Source organism: Microbacterium sp. 10M-3C3 (genome assembly GCF_003931875.1).
GTDB lineage: Bacteria > Actinomycetota > Actinomycetes > Actinomycetales > Microbacteriaceae > Microbacterium.
Window position 1 is genome coordinate 435,456 of the sequence record NZ_CP034245.1, and the last position, 15,368, is coordinate 450,823.

Annotated in this window: 14 protein-coding genes; 6 read left to right on the top strand and 8 right to left on the bottom strand. The window is 72.3% G+C overall.

Translation table 11 applies throughout. The annotated features are described in order from the left end of the window. Positions 1-70: 70 nt before the first annotated feature. Entirely contained in the window at positions 71-1,567 is a 1,497-nt protein-coding gene (locus EI169_RS01965; RefSeq protein WP_125130501.1) for an aldehyde dehydrogenase family protein, read from the top strand. A gap of 28 nt (positions 1,568-1,595) precedes the next feature. Here the strand turns inward: EI169_RS01965 and EI169_RS01970 are convergent, their stop codons facing one another. The 5 genes from EI169_RS01970 to EI169_RS01990 form a co-directional block, all read right to left on the bottom strand. Continuing rightward, entirely contained in the window at positions 1,596-2,177 is a 582-nt protein-coding gene (locus EI169_RS01970) for a PadR family transcriptional regulator (protein WP_125130503.1), read from the bottom strand. Between the two features lie 88 nt (positions 2,178-2,265). Further along, a complete protein-coding gene (locus tag EI169_RS01975; protein WP_125130505.1) occupies positions 2,266-3,678 on the bottom strand; it encodes an aminomethyltransferase family protein in 1,413 nt (470 codons plus the stop codon). Between the two features lie 31 nt (positions 3,679-3,709). Next, positions 3,710-4,585: a formyltetrahydrofolate deformylase gene (gene purU, locus EI169_RS01980; protein WP_125130507.1), complete on the bottom strand. Its 876-nt coding sequence runs from the start codon at positions 4,583-4,585 to the stop codon at positions 3,710-3,712. Further along, complete coding sequence (locus EI169_RS01985) at positions 4,582-5,400, bottom strand: methylenetetrahydrofolate reductase (protein WP_240640750.1); 819 nt, start codon at positions 5,398-5,400, stop codon at positions 4,582-4,584. Before EI169_RS01985 ends, purU begins: the two co-directional genes overlap by 4 nt. Before the next feature lie 151 nt (positions 5,401-5,551). Next, complete coding sequence (locus EI169_RS01990) at positions 5,552-6,763, bottom strand: MFS transporter (RefSeq protein WP_125130511.1); 1,212 nt, start codon at positions 6,761-6,763, stop codon at positions 5,552-5,554. A 36-nt stretch (positions 6,764-6,799) separates the two neighbouring features. Between EI169_RS01990 and EI169_RS01995 the strand changes: the two genes are divergently transcribed. Next, the gene (locus EI169_RS01995) at positions 6,800-8,005 is read left to right on the top strand and encodes an MFS transporter (protein WP_125130513.1); all 1,206 of its coding nucleotides are present in this window, start codon (positions 6,800-6,802) and stop codon (positions 8,003-8,005) included. A 75-nt stretch (positions 8,006-8,080) separates the two neighbouring features. Next, positions 8,081-8,347: a GlsB/YeaQ/YmgE family stress response membrane protein gene (locus EI169_RS02000; protein WP_125130515.1), complete on the top strand. Its 267-nt coding sequence runs from the start codon at positions 8,081-8,083 to the stop codon at positions 8,345-8,347. Between the two features lie 77 nt (positions 8,348-8,424). On the opposite strand, the gene EI169_RS02005 is transcribed toward EI169_RS02000, so the two are convergent. From EI169_RS02005 to EI169_RS02015, 3 genes are all read right to left on the bottom strand, one after another. Continuing rightward, positions 8,425-9,444 (bottom strand): DNA topoisomerase IB, encoded by a 1,020-nt coding sequence (locus EI169_RS02005; protein ID WP_164515402.1) that lies wholly within the window; start codon positions 9,442-9,444, stop codon positions 8,425-8,427. Positions 9,445-9,565: 121 nt separating this feature from the next. Further along, positions 9,566-10,885 (bottom strand): HNH endonuclease signature motif containing protein, encoded by a 1,320-nt coding sequence (locus EI169_RS02010; RefSeq protein WP_125130519.1) that lies wholly within the window; start codon positions 10,883-10,885, stop codon positions 9,566-9,568. 55 nt (positions 10,886-10,940) lie between these two features. Beyond that, complete coding sequence (locus tag EI169_RS02015) at positions 10,941-11,960, bottom strand: LacI family DNA-binding transcriptional regulator (RefSeq protein WP_240640564.1); 1,020 nt, start codon at positions 11,958-11,960, stop codon at positions 10,941-10,943. An 89-nt stretch (positions 11,961-12,049) separates the two neighbouring features. Here EI169_RS02015 and EI169_RS02020 point away from each other — a divergent pair, with 89 nt between their 5' ends. Genes EI169_RS02020 through EI169_RS02030 form a run of 3 tightly spaced genes read left to right on the top strand, consistent with a single transcriptional unit; the run spans position 12,050 to position 15,356 of the window. Next, positions 12,050-12,769: a ThuA domain-containing protein gene (locus EI169_RS02020; RefSeq protein ID WP_125130521.1), complete on the top strand. Its 720-nt coding sequence runs from the start codon at positions 12,050-12,052 to the stop codon at positions 12,767-12,769. Then, on the top strand, positions 12,742-13,830 hold the full coding sequence (locus tag EI169_RS02025) for a Gfo/Idh/MocA family oxidoreductase (protein WP_125130523.1): 1,089 nt from the start codon (positions 12,742-12,744) through the stop codon (positions 13,828-13,830). The genes EI169_RS02020 and EI169_RS02025 overlap by 28 nt, the downstream gene beginning before the upstream one ends. Continuing rightward, positions 13,827-15,356, top strand: coding sequence for an alpha-L-arabinofuranosidase C-terminal domain-containing protein (locus EI169_RS02030; protein WP_125130525.1), 1,530 nt, complete (start codon positions 13,827-13,829; stop codon positions 15,354-15,356). Before EI169_RS02025 ends, EI169_RS02030 begins: the two co-directional genes overlap by 4 nt. Positions 15,357-15,368 lie beyond the last annotated feature (12 nt).

The window sequence follows — 15,368 nt, forward strand, 5'->3', positions numbered from 1 at the left end:
TGGCTCGCGATCTTGATCCGGGGACGACGGGGGAGGACCCTGGAGGCACTGTTCACAGAGAGGTGACCACATGACCGACACGATGCCCGGCGTCGCCGTGCGCACGGGACTGTTCATCGGGGGCGAGGAGCGCTTCACCGACCGCGTTCTGACGGTGGCCGACCCCGCTCGCCCCGGAGCCGTCGTAGGAGAGGCCGCATCCGCGTCGCCGGAGGATGTCGCGGACGCCGTCGCCGCCGCGAAGGCCGCCTACCCGGCCTGGGCCGCGCTGAGCGCGCAGGAGCGCGCGGCCCGAATGGCCGAGGCGATCGCGGGAATCGCCGACGAGCGCGACACGGATGCCGCGGTGCTCTCGCAGGAGAACGGCAAGGTGCGCTTCGAGGCGTGGGTCGACGCCCTCGTCTTCGAGCTGCGTTGGAACCTCGCGCTCATGCTCGCCGACCAGGTCGACGCCACCGCCACGCTGCCGCCGGTGCCCGGTGCGATCCCCGTGACGACGGAGGTGGCGTATCAGCCGCTCGGCGTCGTGACCGTCATCGTGCCCTTCAACTGGCCGATCGCGATCCTGGGCGCCGCCCTCCCGCACGCGCTGCTGGCGGGCAACACCGCGATCGTCAAGCCGCCGCCCTCGGCGCCCCTGGCGACCACCCGCGTCGTGCAGCGCGTCGCGGCGAAGCTGCCGCCGGGGGTCCTCAACGTCGTGACGGGCAAGGACGCGAACATGGCGGGCCTCATCCAGAACCCCGACGTGGCCAAGGTGTGCTTCACCGGCAGCGTCAACGGCGGCAAGCGCATCGCCGAGATGGCGGCGAAGACCCTCACGCGGGTGACGCTCGAGCTGGGCGGCAACGACGCGGCGGTGTTCCTCGAGGACGCCATGCTCGACGACGAGCACCTCGACCGCCTGTTCGCGGCGATCTACGACACGACCGGCCAGATCTGCATGAACGCCAAGCGCATCTTCGTGCACCGCTCGCGTCTGGACGAGCTCGTCGCGGGCCTCGCCGCCCGCCTCGAGCGGGCCAAGCTCGGCTACGGGCTCGACGAGGGGACGACGATGGGGCCGCTGCACCAGCCGCCGCAGAAGGCGTTCGTCGAGGAGATCATCCAGGAGGCCAAGGATGCCGGCGCCGACGTGCGTGAGTTCGGCGAGCTGCCCGGCGGTGAGCTGGCCGGCGGCAACTTCGTGCGCCCCGCGATCGTCGTGGACCCCGACCCGGGCCTGCGCGTCGTCACCCAGGAGCAGTTCGGTCCCGTGATCCCCGTCCTCCCGTTCGACACCGAGGAGGAGGCGGTGCGGCTCGCCAACGACACGTGGGGCGGACTCTGCGGCTCGGTGTGGACCGCCGACCCCGCCGCCGCCCAGCGCGTCGGATCTCAGCTCGTGTGCGGCTACGTGTGGGTCAACGACCACGGCGCCACGCGTCTGGACCTGCGCGCGCCCTTCGGCGGCATGAAGCAGTCGGGCTACGGCCGCGAGCAGGGCATCGAGGGGGTGCGCGCGTTCCAGGACACGCGTTCGATCGCGACGATCGATCCCGAGGCCCTGGCCGCGATGGCGCACTGACCCGCGCCGCAGCGGCGGCGCTGCGGGCTCAGCCCTCGAGCAGGTCGACGAGCTCGAGCCCGCGGCGCGCCCACGCGATCTCACCGCGCGCGCGTTCCACGAGGCCCTCGTACGCGAAGCGCTTGTAGGCGATCGTGCGCTCGCGGTCGGCGTCGGCGGTGTGCGCGAGGCGCCGCAGCAGCATCGGGTTGGCGACCGCGTCGATGCGCGCGATCTCGCCCTCCCACTGCGCGAGCTCCTCCTGCCACTGCGCGATGTGGCGTTCGAGGAAGTCGCGCGCGGCGTCCGGCGTCGTCGTCTCGAGATAGGCCGCGCGCAGGTGCGCGGGGTCGCGCACGCGCTGGTAGTCCAGCGGCGTCTGCATCCAGGCGAGATAGTCGGCCTCGCCCGCCTCGGTGACGTGGTAGATCCGACGGGTGCCGCGCTCACCGCGCTGCTGCTCCTCGCCGACGATGAGGCCGAGGCCCTCCATCTTGCGCAGCTCGGGATAGATCTGGGAGTCGGGCGCGTGCCACACGTGGCCGACCGACTGCGAGAACTGCTTCTGCAGGTCGTAGCCCGACAGCGGGCCGACGCGCAGCAGCGCGAGCAGCGCGTATCGCAGGCTCATGGCTCTCCTTCCTCTCCCGAGGGTACCGATGGCCGGATGCGGCGGAGGGGCTCGCCCGCGCGGTGCGGACGAGCCCCTCCGGGCGGCGTCACTCCGACTTCTGGTACCCGGTGCGCCAGCCGCCGTGGTAGGTCTGCCGCGCCACCGTGGAGTAGGGCACGGGGCTGACGACGACGCGGACCTCGGTCTGCTCGTGCGGCTCCACCGACGCCTTGCCGGTGCCGCCGTTCGGCTCGCCCCAGACGACTCGCAGCTCGGTGCCCTCGGGGACGTTCGGGTCCACGGTCGCCAGCGACAGCCCGCGGCGCTCGTTGGCGCTGTAGCCGGTGAACATCGAGAAGCCCACCACTGTGCCGTCGGCGTCGACGACGGAGTCGTAGTTCGCCGAGCCGTAGTTCGCCAGCGGCAGGTCGAAGAACTTGTAGTTCGGGCCGTCGACGTTCAGCAGCGACGTCCAGACCTTGCCGAGGTCCTCGGCGTTCCACGCGAGGGTGACCTTCTTGCGCTGCGTCGCGGGGTCGATCTTCTCGAGCGCGTCGCGGCCGATGAAGTCGTGGTCGAACTTGACGAAGTTGCCGTAGCCGAGCTCCCACGGCGTCAGGTAGTAGTCCTCGATGTCGTCGCTCACGAACGAGCCGGCGAGCGTGCCGGTCGCCTCGTAGCTGTCGACGCCGAGCCACTCGCGGTACGCGCGCTCGGCCCCGCCGGTGTAGATCGCCGGCAGCGGCGAGGGGATCCAGCCCGACTCGAGCGTGTTCGACGGGTAGGCGCGCGAGCCGACGGGCACGAGACCGAACTCGGCGCCCGCCTCGACGATCGCGTCGCGGATGGTGTCGTGGTCGGCGTACGGGCCCCAGATCTCCAGGCCCGGCGCGCCGGCCATGCCGTGACGGAGCGTGCGCACCTCGCGGCCGGCGATCGTCATCGTCGACATGTTGAAGAAGCCGAGCTTCTCGAGCGGCCCGCCGTTGAGCTTCTCGATGACGGCCCACGCCTGCGGGCCCTGGATCTGGAAGCGGTAGTACTGGCGCTGCACCGCGTGGCCGTACGGGCGCGAGGGCGAGCGGCGGTCGACGGAGATGTCGAGGTTCGAGTATCCGCCGGTCTCGCCGTGGAAGAGCAGCCAGTTCGACGCGGGCGCGCGGCCCACGTACACGTACTCGTCCTCCGCCTCCCGGAAGAGGATGCCGTCGCCGATCACGTGGCCGGCGGCCGTCGTGGGCACGTACTGCTTGGCCTTGTTGACGGGGAAGGTCGCCACGGAGTTGATCGCCGTGTCGGAGATCAGGCGGATCGCGTCGGAGCCCTTCAGGAACACGTTGTCCATGTGGTGCGACTGGTCGTACAGCACCGCGGTCTCCCGCCACGCGCGCTGCTCCTTGATCCAGTTCTGGAAGTCGGCCGGGACGACCGGGTAGATGTACGAGCCGATCTGCGAGTTGCGCAGGATGTCGACGGGGTTCTGCTGGTCGATGAGCTCCTGCAGATTCTTCGCTGCCATGGGGGAACCTCTCTGTTCGGGGTGTGGACGGTCAGGGGAAGACGATGGTGTGGTTGCCGTGCCGGATGACGCGGTCCTGGGCGTGCCACTGGACGGCGCGCGAGAGCACCGCCCGCTCGACGTAGGCTCCGCGGGCCTGCAGATCGGGGGCGGTCATCGCGTGGTCGACGCGGGCGACGTCCTGCTCGATGATGGGCCCCTCGTCGAGGTCCTTCGTGACGTAATGGCTCGTCGCGCCGATCAGCTTGACGCCCCGCTCCTTGGCCTTGCGGTACGGAGCCGCGCCGATGAAGGCGGGGAGGAACGAGTGGTGGATGTTGATGACGGGCACGCCGACGTCGGTGAGGAAGTCGTCGGAGAGGATCTGCATGTAGCGCGCGAGCACGACGAAGTCGACGTTGCCGGCCACCAGCTTCACGATCTCCGCCTCGGCGGCCGACTTGTCCGGGCCCTGCGAGGGCACGTGGAAGAAGGGGATGCCGAACGAGCGGACGTCCTCCGCCGTGTTCGTGTGGTTGGAGATCACCATCGGGATCGTCACCGGCAGCTCTCCCCGGCGGTGACGCCACAGGAGCTCGAGCAGGCAGTGGTCGCTCGTGGAGACGAGGATCGCCATGCGCTTGGGGATCGACAGGTCGGTCAGTCGCCAGTGCAGCTTCAGGGGGGTGAGCGTCGCCGCGAGATCCGCTTCGATGTCGGGCATCGCCGCCTGCAGGTCGGCGCGGTGGAACTCGACGCGCTGGAAGAACTCGCCGCCCTCCGGGTCGCTCGTGTACTGGTCGAGCGCCACGATGTTGCCGTCGTTGCGCGTGACGAGGGCGGCGACGGCCGCGACGATCCCGGGCTGGTCGGGGCCGTTGACGATGAGGCACGCGCGGTCGCGCAGGCTCTCCAGGTGCGTGGTCACGAGCGGGCCTCGCCGGCGGACGCCACGAAGTCGCGCGCCCACTCGGATGTCGCCTTCAGTCCGCCGAACGTGTAGAAGTGCAGCTTCACGTCGCCCGAGACGGGGTCGGCGGCGAGCAGCTCGGCGAGGTCGCTGACGAAGCGGTCGGGGCCGGCCGTGCCCATGAGGTTGGTGAGGGAGAACCCGTACTTCTTCACGATCATGGCGTTGGCGCCGATGCCGAAGCGGCGCGCGAAGTTCAGCAGCCGCTTGATGCCGGCAGGCCCCGGAGTGCCGATCCGGATCTGCGCGTCGATGCCGCGCGCACGCACGGCGTCGATCCACGTCACCACGGGGTCGGTGTCGAACGCGAACTGGGTGAGCACGACCGTCGCGAGACCCTGCTCCTTCAGCGCGTCCGCCTTGTCCTGCAGGTGCTGCCACAGCACGTCGCCCGGGATGTCGGGGTGTCCCTCGGGGTAGCCGGCGATCGACACCTCGCGCACGCCGTGTTTTTGGAGCACGCCCGAGCGGATGAGCGTGAGCGCGTCCGGGAAGGGGCCCTCCGGCTCCGCGGGGTCGCCTCCCACCGCGAACACGCTCTCGGCCGCGCCGACGTCCTGGAGGCGCGCGAGGAACTCGGCGAGCTGCTCCCGCGAGGCGAGGCGCCGCGCCGACAGGTGCGGGACGGGCACGAAGCCGGCTTCGACGACGGCCTTGGCCGCGGCGACGCGCATCTCGAGGTCTTCGTTGCCGAGGAACGTGACGTTGATCTTGGTGCCCGCCGGGATCGTGTCGCGGGCCTCTTGGAGTCCGGGGATGTCCTTGCCGGTCATCTCGAGTGAGAAGCCCTCGACGAGGGAGGCGGCGGCGGGGGTGGAGGCTTTCGCGTGGGCCACGGTGGATCCTTTCCGCATCGGTGCGGGTGCGTCGCGGCCGACATTACCTATGCGCGTAGGTAATGTCTATAGGCATCCGCTGAGATCCTCACCGATCCCCGACGGAGCGGTCGCGTCCGACGGCGACACCCGTCCCGGCGAGCAGCAGGACCGTCGCCAGGAGCAGCACGAGCGAGGCCGACCAGCCCCGAGTCGCCGCGTGCAACGAGCCGAAGGCCGCGGGGCCGGTCGCCGCCAGCAGGTATCCGACCGACTGGGCCATGCCCGACAGGGCCGTGGCCGATCCGGCGTCGCGCGCCCGCACCGCCACGAGCGTGAGCGCCATCCCGAGCGACGCGCCCGACGTGAGGCCGATCGCGCCTGCCCACAGCGGGATCGCGGCGCCGGGTGACACGAGCAGCCCCACGACGCCGACCACCGCGAACACGGGGATGACCGCGGGCACGACGCGCGCGAGACGCCCGCGGAAGACGAGCGGCACGAGCGGCGCGCCGACGAGGGCGCACAGCTGGAACAGCATCACGTCGTACCCCGCGACGACGGCGCCGCGCCCCGCCGACACCGAGATCGCCGCGAGCCACGTCAGCGTCATGTAGAACACCGCCGACTGCAACCCCATGTAGGCCGCGACCTGCCACGCGACCGCGTCGCGCCACATGCCGCGCCGCGCGCCGCCGCGGGGCGCCGGCGGCGCGGAGCCGGTAGGTCGCTGTGCGAGGACCCACACCCCGACGGCGACCGGCAGCAGGGCGAGCCCCGTCACGGCGAGGGACACGCGCCAGCCCGCTTCGCCGCCGGCGAGCTCGAGGTGCGACAGGGGGACGGCGACGCCCGACGCCACGGCGCCGACGCCGCCGAGCAGCGACGTGTAGACCGCCATCACGAGGGGCGTGCGGTGCGGGAAGTCGCGTTTGACGACGGCCGGCATGAGCACGTTCGCGACGGCGAGGGCGACGCCGATGATCGCCGTGCCGAGCCACAGACCGACGGTGGGGCCGGGCAGGGAGCGCACGATCGTGCCCAGCGCGAGCACGAGGAGCGACCACAGCACGACACGCGACAGGCCGAACCGAGCGCTCAGGCGGTGCGCGAACGGCGAGACCGCGGCCCACGTGAGCAGCGGCACCGCCGCGAGCACGCCGAGGGTCGCGGTGGCGAGTCCGGTGTCGGCCTGCACCTCGTCGAGCAGCGGGCCGAGCGCCGTGATGGTGGGGCGCATGTTGGCGGCCACGAGACATACGGCCGCGACGAGGAGCACAGTGGCGGGTGCCCGTCCGGGCAGCGGTGCGGAGGCGGACATGGCCCCCGGACTCTACCTCACGGGTAGCCTGGCCCGATGCCCCCGTCGCCCCGCCCGCCCCGCTCGCGGGCGACGCTGATCGGCGTCACGGCGACGATCCTCCTCACCGCGGCGGCGCTGCGCTCGCCGATCGTCGCCGTCGCGCCGGTGGCCCGCGACGCCGGAGCCGACCTCGGCGCGAGCGCGGCCGTCGTCGGGCTGCTCACGACCATCCCGGTGCTGGCGTTCGCCGTGTGCGCCCCGATCGCCGTGGTCGTCATCCGCCGATTCGGCGCGGATGCGGCGCTCTCGGTCGCGCTCGCCGGCTCGGTGCTCGGCTGCGTCGTGCGCTCGCTCGGCGGGCTGCCCGCCGCGATGGTCGGGACGGCGCTCATCGGCTTCTTCCTGACGATCGGCAATGTGGTCGTGCCGCTCATCATCCGCCGGGAGTACCCGCCCGAGCGCGTCGCGACGATGACCGGCGTCTACACGTCGGCGATCAACGTCGGCACGATGCTCGTGACCCTCGCGACCGCGCCGCTCGCGTCGTTCACCGACTGGCGGTTCGCTGTTGCGGTGTGGGGTGCCTTCGCGCTCGCGGGCCTGGCGACGTGGTTCGGCACCCACGGCCTCGCGGCCCTGCGCCCCTCGCCGGAGCCGGCGCCCGCCGCGGACGAGCCGCCCCGGCGCGGGGTCGCGCGCTCGCCGTGCACCTGGCTGCTCGCGGTCGCGTTCGCCGGCCAGTCGTTCTCGTTCTACGCCACCACCGCGTGGCTGCCGACGCTGCTCGTGGACGGCGGCATGCCGACGGCACAGGCCGGCGCCGTCGCGGCGATCTTCCAGGTCGCGGGCATCGCGGGGGCGCTGACCCTGCCCGTGATCGCGACGCGCACGTCCTTCGGCGTCGGCGCCGTGGTCACCGGCGTCGGCTGGCTCGCCATCCCGGTCGGGTTCCTCCTCGCGCCGTCGCTGTGGCTGGTGTGGTGCCTCATCGGCGGCGTCGCCCAGGGCGCGGGCATCACGTGGGTGTTCGTGATGTTCAACGCGCTCGGCGACGACGGCCGCGACGTCGCGACGCGCTCGGGCATCGTGCAGGGCGTCGGTTACGCCGTCGGCGCGACGGGCCCGCTCGCCCTCGGCGCCGTGCACGAGGCATCCGGATCCTGGTCGCCGCCGCTGCTGGTGCTGCTGGCGGCGATCCTCGTGCTGCTCGTGGCCGGGTGGGCGGCCGCGCGCGGAACACGGATTCGCGCTCGCGCGTGACGAATCGCCCGCTCGGTGCGTCTAGGTCTTGGTGGCGGCGGAGATCCCGCCGGCCCTGACGTGAAGGGACACACCATGAGCTTTCTCGGATTCCTCCTGCTCGGGCTCATCGCCGGCGCCCTCGCCAAGCTCATCCTGCCCGGCAAGCAGGGCGGCGGCTGGTTCGTGACGCTGCTGCTCGGCGTCGTCGGCGCGCTCCTGGGCGGCTGGCTCGGCGGCCTGCTGCTGGGCGCACCGCTGCAGGACTTCTTCTCGCTGCAGACGTGGCTGCTCGCGATCGGCGGATCGATCGTGGTGCTGCTGATCTGGGGGCTCATCACCGGGCGCCGCGCCCGCCGCTGACGGGCACCCGCACGCGTCTGCGCGCGACCGCGACGTTGGGGGGCGGTCGCGCGCAGACGACATCCGCGACGTGCGCCCTACGGGTACAGCACGGCGACCGCGGCGGCGTGCAGCCCGTCGTCGTGGAGGATGCGGCGGACATCGTCCGAGCCCGCCCGCTCGACGGCCGTCGCCACGGCGACGCGCACGTCGCTCCCGTCGGCGACCGCGAGCGCGCGCGGATGCACGTACGACGCCCGTGCGACGGCGGGGGTGTCGCCGAGGAGGAAAGCCGCGCCGTGGATCGGGCGAAGGTCGGGCCGGATGCGGCGACCCGCGAGCGCGGGCAGATCGGCGCCGGCGGCCAGGGCCATCGCGACGATCGTCGCACCCCATGTGCGGAACGCCTTCGCGGTCGCGCCCACGCCGGCGTGGGCGTGCAGGTAGGCGTTGACCGTCGCGCTGTCGACCCGGTGCACGTGGGGCGGGTCGGCGGCGACGAAGAGCGGGTCTTCGGGCGCTCCGGGCTCACCGAGCCGGCGACGCAGCACCCGCGCGACGACGGGGTCGGTGACGGTGATGCGGTGGCGGATGTGCTCCTTCCCGACGAAGTCGAACGCGACGTCGGCGCCGGCGACGGCGACGTGGGCGCGCGTGAGCGTCGTGAGCCCGAACGTGTGGTTGTCGCGCGCGTAGCGGTCGTTGCCCACGCGGAACAGGCCCCGCTCGAGCAGGCGTACCGCGGTCGCGGTGAGGACGCCCACGCGCGGCGCGCGGGTGCGCAGGTCGGCGTCGGCCTGCGCGCGGACGCGCGGGAGCGCCCGGGCGAAGTCGCCGAGGTGGGCGAACTTGTCGGCCGCCGCACGGGCGACGGCCTCCGCCGAGTACCGGTACTGCGTGCGGCCGCGCGCGTCGATGCCGGTCGCCTGCAGCGGCGCCTCGGCATCCGGGCTCGACCACACGTGCGTCCACGCCGGCGGGATGCGCAGCGCCGACAGCCGGGCCAGGTCGGCGCGGGAGCTCACGGGCGTGCCGTCGTCGGCGACCCAGCCGCCGCCGGCGAGCCGGTGCAGCCCCGGCGGGCGCGGCACGTGGCGCAGCGGCACGGGATCACTCACGCGTCCCACTCTGCCCCTTCGCCATCACCTCCGCGCGCTCGAGTCGGATCACGGCCACGTCGTCGACGACGACGGTGCCCCCCGAGGGCGAGTACCCGCGGCCTGAACTGGCCGGCCCGCGTCAGAAGGGTGGTGGGTCGGTGTCGGGGACGAACATCACGCGGGGTGGTGGGGGTTCTCGGTGGGTGCGGCCGAGGGGGCTGGTGAACTCGAGGATCCCGTCCGCGCGTTGGGTGACGGTCCATTCCGTCTCGGTTTTGAGGGTGTGGTGTCGGATGCAGAGGTGGGAGAGGTTGCCGATGTGGGTTCTGCCGCCGTGTTGGTGTTCGTGGTTGTGGTCGATGTGACACCGTACGGCGGGTTGCCGGCATCCGGGCATGCGGCAGTGCTGGTCGCGGGCGCGGAGGAACCGGACTTGTTCGGTGGTGGGGGTGTAGCGGTCGGTGGCGAGGACGGTGCCGGTGACGGGGTGGCACATGATGCGGTCCCATCCGGGGGCGTCGCCGGCGAGTTTCCTTGCGGTGGCGGGGTCGATGGGGGTGTGTCCGTTGAGCATGGCTCCGGCATCGGTGGTGTCGGTGAGGGTGGTGACGGGCACGACGATCTGGACGACGGCGCGGATCGCGCCGAGCCCGCCGGGGGATCGGTCGGTGGTGGGGTCGATGGTGGGGGTTGCGGTGAGGAGGAGGTCGGCGGCGATGTCGGCTTCGATCTGCCGCACCGTCCGCGCATCCTCCACGCCGCCGTTGCGAGCGTGGTCGTTCGCGGCGTTCTTCGTCTGTGTGGCCATGCGGCGGAGTCGGTCTTTGGCGCCGTGGGCGAGGGTCGCGGGCAGCAGCATCTGCAGCAGCGCCATGCCGTCGGCGAGGTCCTCCACGCTCACTTCCCGGTCGCCGTTCGCGGTGTCGAAGCGTTCGGTCATGCCGGTGGGGTCGAGTTTCTCCGCGAGCTGTCCGGCGTACGCTTTCGTGCGTCCCGGGGTGGTGGTGGCGGCGTAGTCGAGCACGACCGACTCCCACGCCCCCCGCACCTCGTCGGGCAGCCGGTGACCGGCATCGCGGATGACGCTCACGTGCCGCATCGAGATCGTGCCGTGCGCGAGCGCGTTCACGGTCGCGGCGAACCGGTGGACGAGGTCGTACGCGTCGGAGAGTTCCTTCTGCACGGTCATGTCGTGCTGGTGCGCGGCCGCGCCCAGTTCGGCCGCGACGGATCGCATCGGCATGTCCCGTTCCCGCGACGACCGTGACACGATCTGCGCGGTCTGCGCATACGCGAGTTCCGCGACCCGGGCGTGGTGACGGATCAGTTCCGCTTGCGCGCGTGCGAGCGCGACCCTGGCCGCGACCGCGGCATCGACCTCCTGCCGCATCCGGCCGTGCTCATCGCCCACGAAAACCACGCGCGCACCACCATCCGAAACTCGGGAGAGTGGGCACATCTCTCGCTGACAAGATCAGGCTAAACCCCACCTCCGACATCGACCGGGACGGCCCTCAGCGCGCGGTGCGGGTGGAGCCGCGCTCGACGAGCTCGGTCGGCATGACGATCGCGGTGGGGGCGACGTCCTCACCGGCGGCCGCTCGGGCGAGGAGGCTCACCGCGGTCGCGGCCATCTCGCGGATCGGCTGGCGAATCGTCGTGAGCGACGGATGCAGCCACCGCGCCCCGCGCACGTCGTCGAAGCCCACGACCAGGACGTCGCGTGGGATCGACAGCCCCGCGTCGGCGACGGCCCGGTAGGCGCCGGCCGCCATCTCGTCGGAGCACGCGAACACGCCGACGGGTCCGTCGCCGCCGAGCTCGGACAGCGCCCTCGTGCACGCGCGGCGGGCGTCCCACGCCGACCAGTCCGCGCTCGTGCGCACGAGCGGCGCATCCGGGACCGCCGTGGCGAGCACCGACGCGAAGCCCTCGACGCGCGCCCGCCCGTACCGGTACGACGGCGCGCCGCCGATGACGACGAAGCGGCGCGCGCCGCGCGCGATGAGGTGCTCGGCGGCGGCCGTGCCGCCGTCGCGGTCGGTGGTGCGGATGCTGGGGAGCGGCCGAGACGCCTCCGACGGCGGCTCCATCAGCACGAGCGGGATGCCCGCGCGCTGCATCGCGGCGATCTGCGTGCTCGTGGGCGTGATGAGCCCCGTCAGCACCCCGGCCGAGCCGCGGGAGCGGATGCGCTCGGGCCAGTCGTCGTCGGGGTCGTCGCGCTCGGCGGTGAGCACGAGGTCGTACCCGAGCGCCGACGCGGTGGTGCGGGCGCCGGCGGTGATCTCCTCGGTGTACGGGTCGTGGAAGTGACCGAGGACGAGGTCGAACATGAGCGCGGTGCCGCGCCGCGGCCGGCCGCGCGAGGAGCCGATCGGCGGGTAGCCGAGCTCGGTCGCGGCGCGCAGCACGCGGGCCCGCGTCTCGGCGGCCATCTCGCCGCGGCCGCGCAGCGCCCGCGACGCCGTCGCGACGCTCACCCCGGCCCGGGCTGCCACCGCGGTCAGCGTCGCCCTCGTCGCATCCGTCACCGCCCCAGTTTTGCGCAAAATCCATCCGGTTCGCGCGGGCGCGGTGGCACAGTGACGGCAGCACCCGTCGATGCGGAGGGATGAAGTCGATGACGACGACACCGGCGAGACGCCGCGCCCTGGTGGTGCGGGGCGGATGGGATGGGCACAAGCCCGTCGAGGCGACCGACATGTTCGTGCCGTTCCTCGAGGACAGCGGGTTCGACGTGCGCATCGAGGACAGCAATGCGGTCTACGCCGACCGCGAGGAGATGGACCGCACCGACCTCATCGTGCAGTGCGTGACGATGTCGGAGATCTCCCCCGAGGCGCTCGCCGGCCTCATCGGCGCCGTCGAGCGCGGCACCGGCCTCGCCGGCTGGCACGGCGGCATCGCCGATTCCTACCGCAACAGCTCCGACTACCTGCAGCTCATCGGCGGTCAGTTCGTCACGCACCCCGCGCGCCACCCCGACCAGCGCGAGGGCGGCGAGGCCGACAACTTCCTCTGCTACACGGTCGACGTCACCGACCTCGGCCGCACGCACGAGATCATGTCCGGCGTCGAGGACTTCACGCTGCGCACCGAGCAGTACTGGGTGCTCACCGACGACCTCAACGACGTCCTGGCCACCACGACGCATCCTGTGCAGCCGTACCACCCGTGGCACCGGCCCGTCACGACCCCCGCCGTGTGGACGCGCGCGTGGGGCAAGGGCCGCGTGTTCGTCGCGACGCCCGGCCACAGCCTGCCGGTGCTGCGCGACACGAGCGTCCGCACGATCATCGAGAGGGGCATGTTGTGGGCCAGCCGCACGGCATCGGAATAGTCGGACTCGGCGTCATCTCGGCGCAGTACCTGGAGACCCTCGGGGATCACCCGGCCGTGCGGATCGCCGCCGCGGCCGACCTCGACCCGGCCCGCGCGCGGGCGGTCGCCGACCGGTTCCCCGGATGCCGCGCCGTCACGGTCGACGAGCTCCTCGCCGATCCCGGCGTCGACACCGTGCTGAACCTCACGATCCCCGCCGCGCACGCCGAGATCGCGCTGGCCGCGCTCGCCGCGGGCCGCGACGTGTTCGGCGAGAAGCCGCTCGCCGCGACGTTCGCCGACGCGCGCGGGATCCTCGACGCGGCGGATGCGGCGTGGGTCGGCTGCGCGCCCGACACCGTGCTCGGCACCGGCGTGCAGACGGCGCGCGCGGCCGTGGACGGCGGGCTCATCGGGCGTCCGGTGGCAGCGGTGGCGACGTGGGTCTCGCCCGGCCACGAGGCGTGGCATTCGCACCCCGACTTCTACTACCGCGAGGGCGGCGGTCCGCTGCTGGACATGGGGCCGTACTACCTCACGACGCTGTTCCACCTGCTCGGACCCGTCGCGCGGGTGAGCGGCGCGTCGTCACGTCCGCGCGACACCCGCACCATCGCGTCGGGCTCCCGGGCGGGCGAAGTGATCCCTGTCGAGATCGACACCCACGTGACGGGCGTACTCGAGCACGTCGGCGGAGCGGTGTCGACCGTGACCTTCAGCTTCGACGGCGCGGCGACCGATGCGGCACCGATCGAGGTGCACGGTGAGACCGGCACACTCTCCGTGCCCGACCCGAACCTCTTCGAGGGCGACGTGCGCGTGCGCCGCCCCGGAGAGACCGAGTGGAGCGCCGTCACGGAGCGCGCCGGCTACCAGAACGCCGGCCGTGGCATCGGAATCCTCGACCGCGTCGCCACCGGCTCCGACCGTGTCGACGCCGGCATCGCGCTGCACATCCTCGAGGTCATGACCGCGCTGCAGGAGTCGGCCCGCACCGGCGCGCGCCTCGAGCTCACCACCCGTCCCGAGCGCCCCGCGGTCGTCCCGTTCGCCCCCGAGCACACCTGGAGGAGCCGGTGACCACGACCGCGCGCGCCGTCATCGACCTCGACCTCCCCGGAGCCCGCATCAGCCGGCACCTGTACGGTCACTTCGCCGAGCACCTCGGCCGCTGCATCTACGACGGGTTCTGGGTCGGCGAGGACTCGCCCATCCCCAACGTCCGCGGCATCCGCAGCGACATCGTCGAGGCGCTCCGGGCGCTCGACATCCCGAATCTGCGGTGGCCGGGCGGATGCTTCGCCGACACCTACCACTGGCGCGACGGCATCGGGCCGCGCGAGCAGCGTCCCCGCATCGCCAACACGAACTGGGGCGACGTCGTGGAGAACAACCACTTCGGCACGCACGAGTTCATGGACCTGTGCGACCTCCTCGGCGCCGACGCGTACGTCAACGGCAACATCGGCAGCGGCACGGTGCAGGAGATGGCTGAGTGGGTCGAGTACCTCACGCGCGGCGACGACAGCCCGATGGCGCGACTGCGGCGCGAGAACGGGCGCGACGAGCCGTGGCGCGTGCCGTTCTGGGGCCTCGGCAACGAGGCGTGGGGATGCGGCGGCAACATGTCGGCCGCGTACTACGCCGAGGAGGCCCGCCGCTACGCGACGTTCGCGCACGACCACGGGGGCAACCGCCTCACGCGCATCGCCGCCGGCGCGAACGAGGACGACCTCGAGTGGACGCGCGTGCTGATGAAGACGCTCATGGAGTGCCACGGCTGCACGCTCTACGGCAACCTGCCGTACCAGGCGATCTCGTTCCACTACTACACGCACTCCGGATCGGGCATCAACACTGAGGCCGCGACGGCGTTCGACGACCGGCAGTACTACGAGACGATGGCGCACGCCGCCGGCATCGAGAGGGTGATCCGCGGGCACATCGCGGTCATGGACTCGTACGACCCCGACGGGCGCGTCGACCTCGTGTGCGACGAATGGGGCACGTGGTGGAACGTCGAGGCGGGCACGAACCCGGGCTTCCTGTTCCAGCAGAACACGGTGCGCGACGCGCTCGTGGCGGGCATCCACTTCGACGTGTTCCACCGTCACGCGCGGCGCCTCACGATGGCGAACATCGCGCAGACGGTCAACGTGCTGCAGGCGATGGTGCTCACCGACGGCGACCGGCTCGTCCTCACCCCGACGTACCACGTGTTCGAGATGAACACGGGGCACCAAGACGCCGACTCCCTCGCGACGCACGTGCGCGACGTGCCGACCCGCACCGTCCGCGGCCAGGAGCTCGCGATGCTGTCGATGTCGGCCTCGGTGCGGTCCACGGACGCGGGCGACACCGCGCTCGTGTCGCTGTCGCACCTCGACGCCGACGAGGAGTGCACGGTGCGCGTCGACCTCCGCGGCCGCGCCGCGCGCGTGACGCGCGCCCGTGTGCTCACGGGAGACACCGCGGCCGCGTTCAACGACGCCGACGCCCCCGACCGGGTGGCGCCGCGCGCGCTGGACGCGCGCGTGGAGGACGGTGTGCTCGCACTGACGGTGCCGCCGCACGCGTTCGCGACGGTCGAGCTGCAGCTCGCGTGAGGGGTGCCAGAC

Bases quoted from the DNA above. Each gene is read 5' to 3' on its own strand.
- EI169_RS01965 (WP_125130501.1), top strand. From the start codon at position 71: ATGACCGACACGATGCCCGGCGTCGCCGTGCGCACGGGACTGTTCATC.
- EI169_RS01970 (WP_125130503.1), bottom strand. From the start codon at position 2,177: ATGAGCCTGCGATACGCGCTGCTCGCGCTGCTGCGCGTCGGCCCGCTG.
- EI169_RS01975 (WP_125130505.1), bottom strand. From the start codon at position 3,678: ATGGCAGCGAAGAATCTGCAGGAGCTCATCGACCAGCAGAACCCCGTC.
- EI169_RS01985 (WP_240640750.1), bottom strand. From the start codon at position 5,400: ATGACCGGCAAGGACATCCCCGGACTCCAAGAGGCCCGCGACACGATC.
- EI169_RS01990 (WP_125130511.1), bottom strand. From the start codon at position 6,763: ATGTCCGCCTCCGCACCGCTGCCCGGACGGGCACCCGCCACTGTGCTC.
- EI169_RS01995 (WP_125130513.1), top strand. From the start codon at position 6,800: ATGCCCCCGTCGCCCCGCCCGCCCCGCTCGCGGGCGACGCTGATCGGC.
- EI169_RS02000 (WP_125130515.1), top strand. From the start codon at position 8,081: ATGAGCTTTCTCGGATTCCTCCTGCTCGGGCTCATCGCCGGCGCCCTC.
- EI169_RS02010 (WP_125130519.1), bottom strand. From the start codon at position 10,885: ATGTGCCCACTCTCCCGAGTTTCGGATGGTGGTGCGCGCGTGGTTTTC.
- EI169_RS02020 (WP_125130521.1), top strand. From the start codon at position 12,050: ATGACGACGACACCGGCGAGACGCCGCGCCCTGGTGGTGCGGGGCGGA.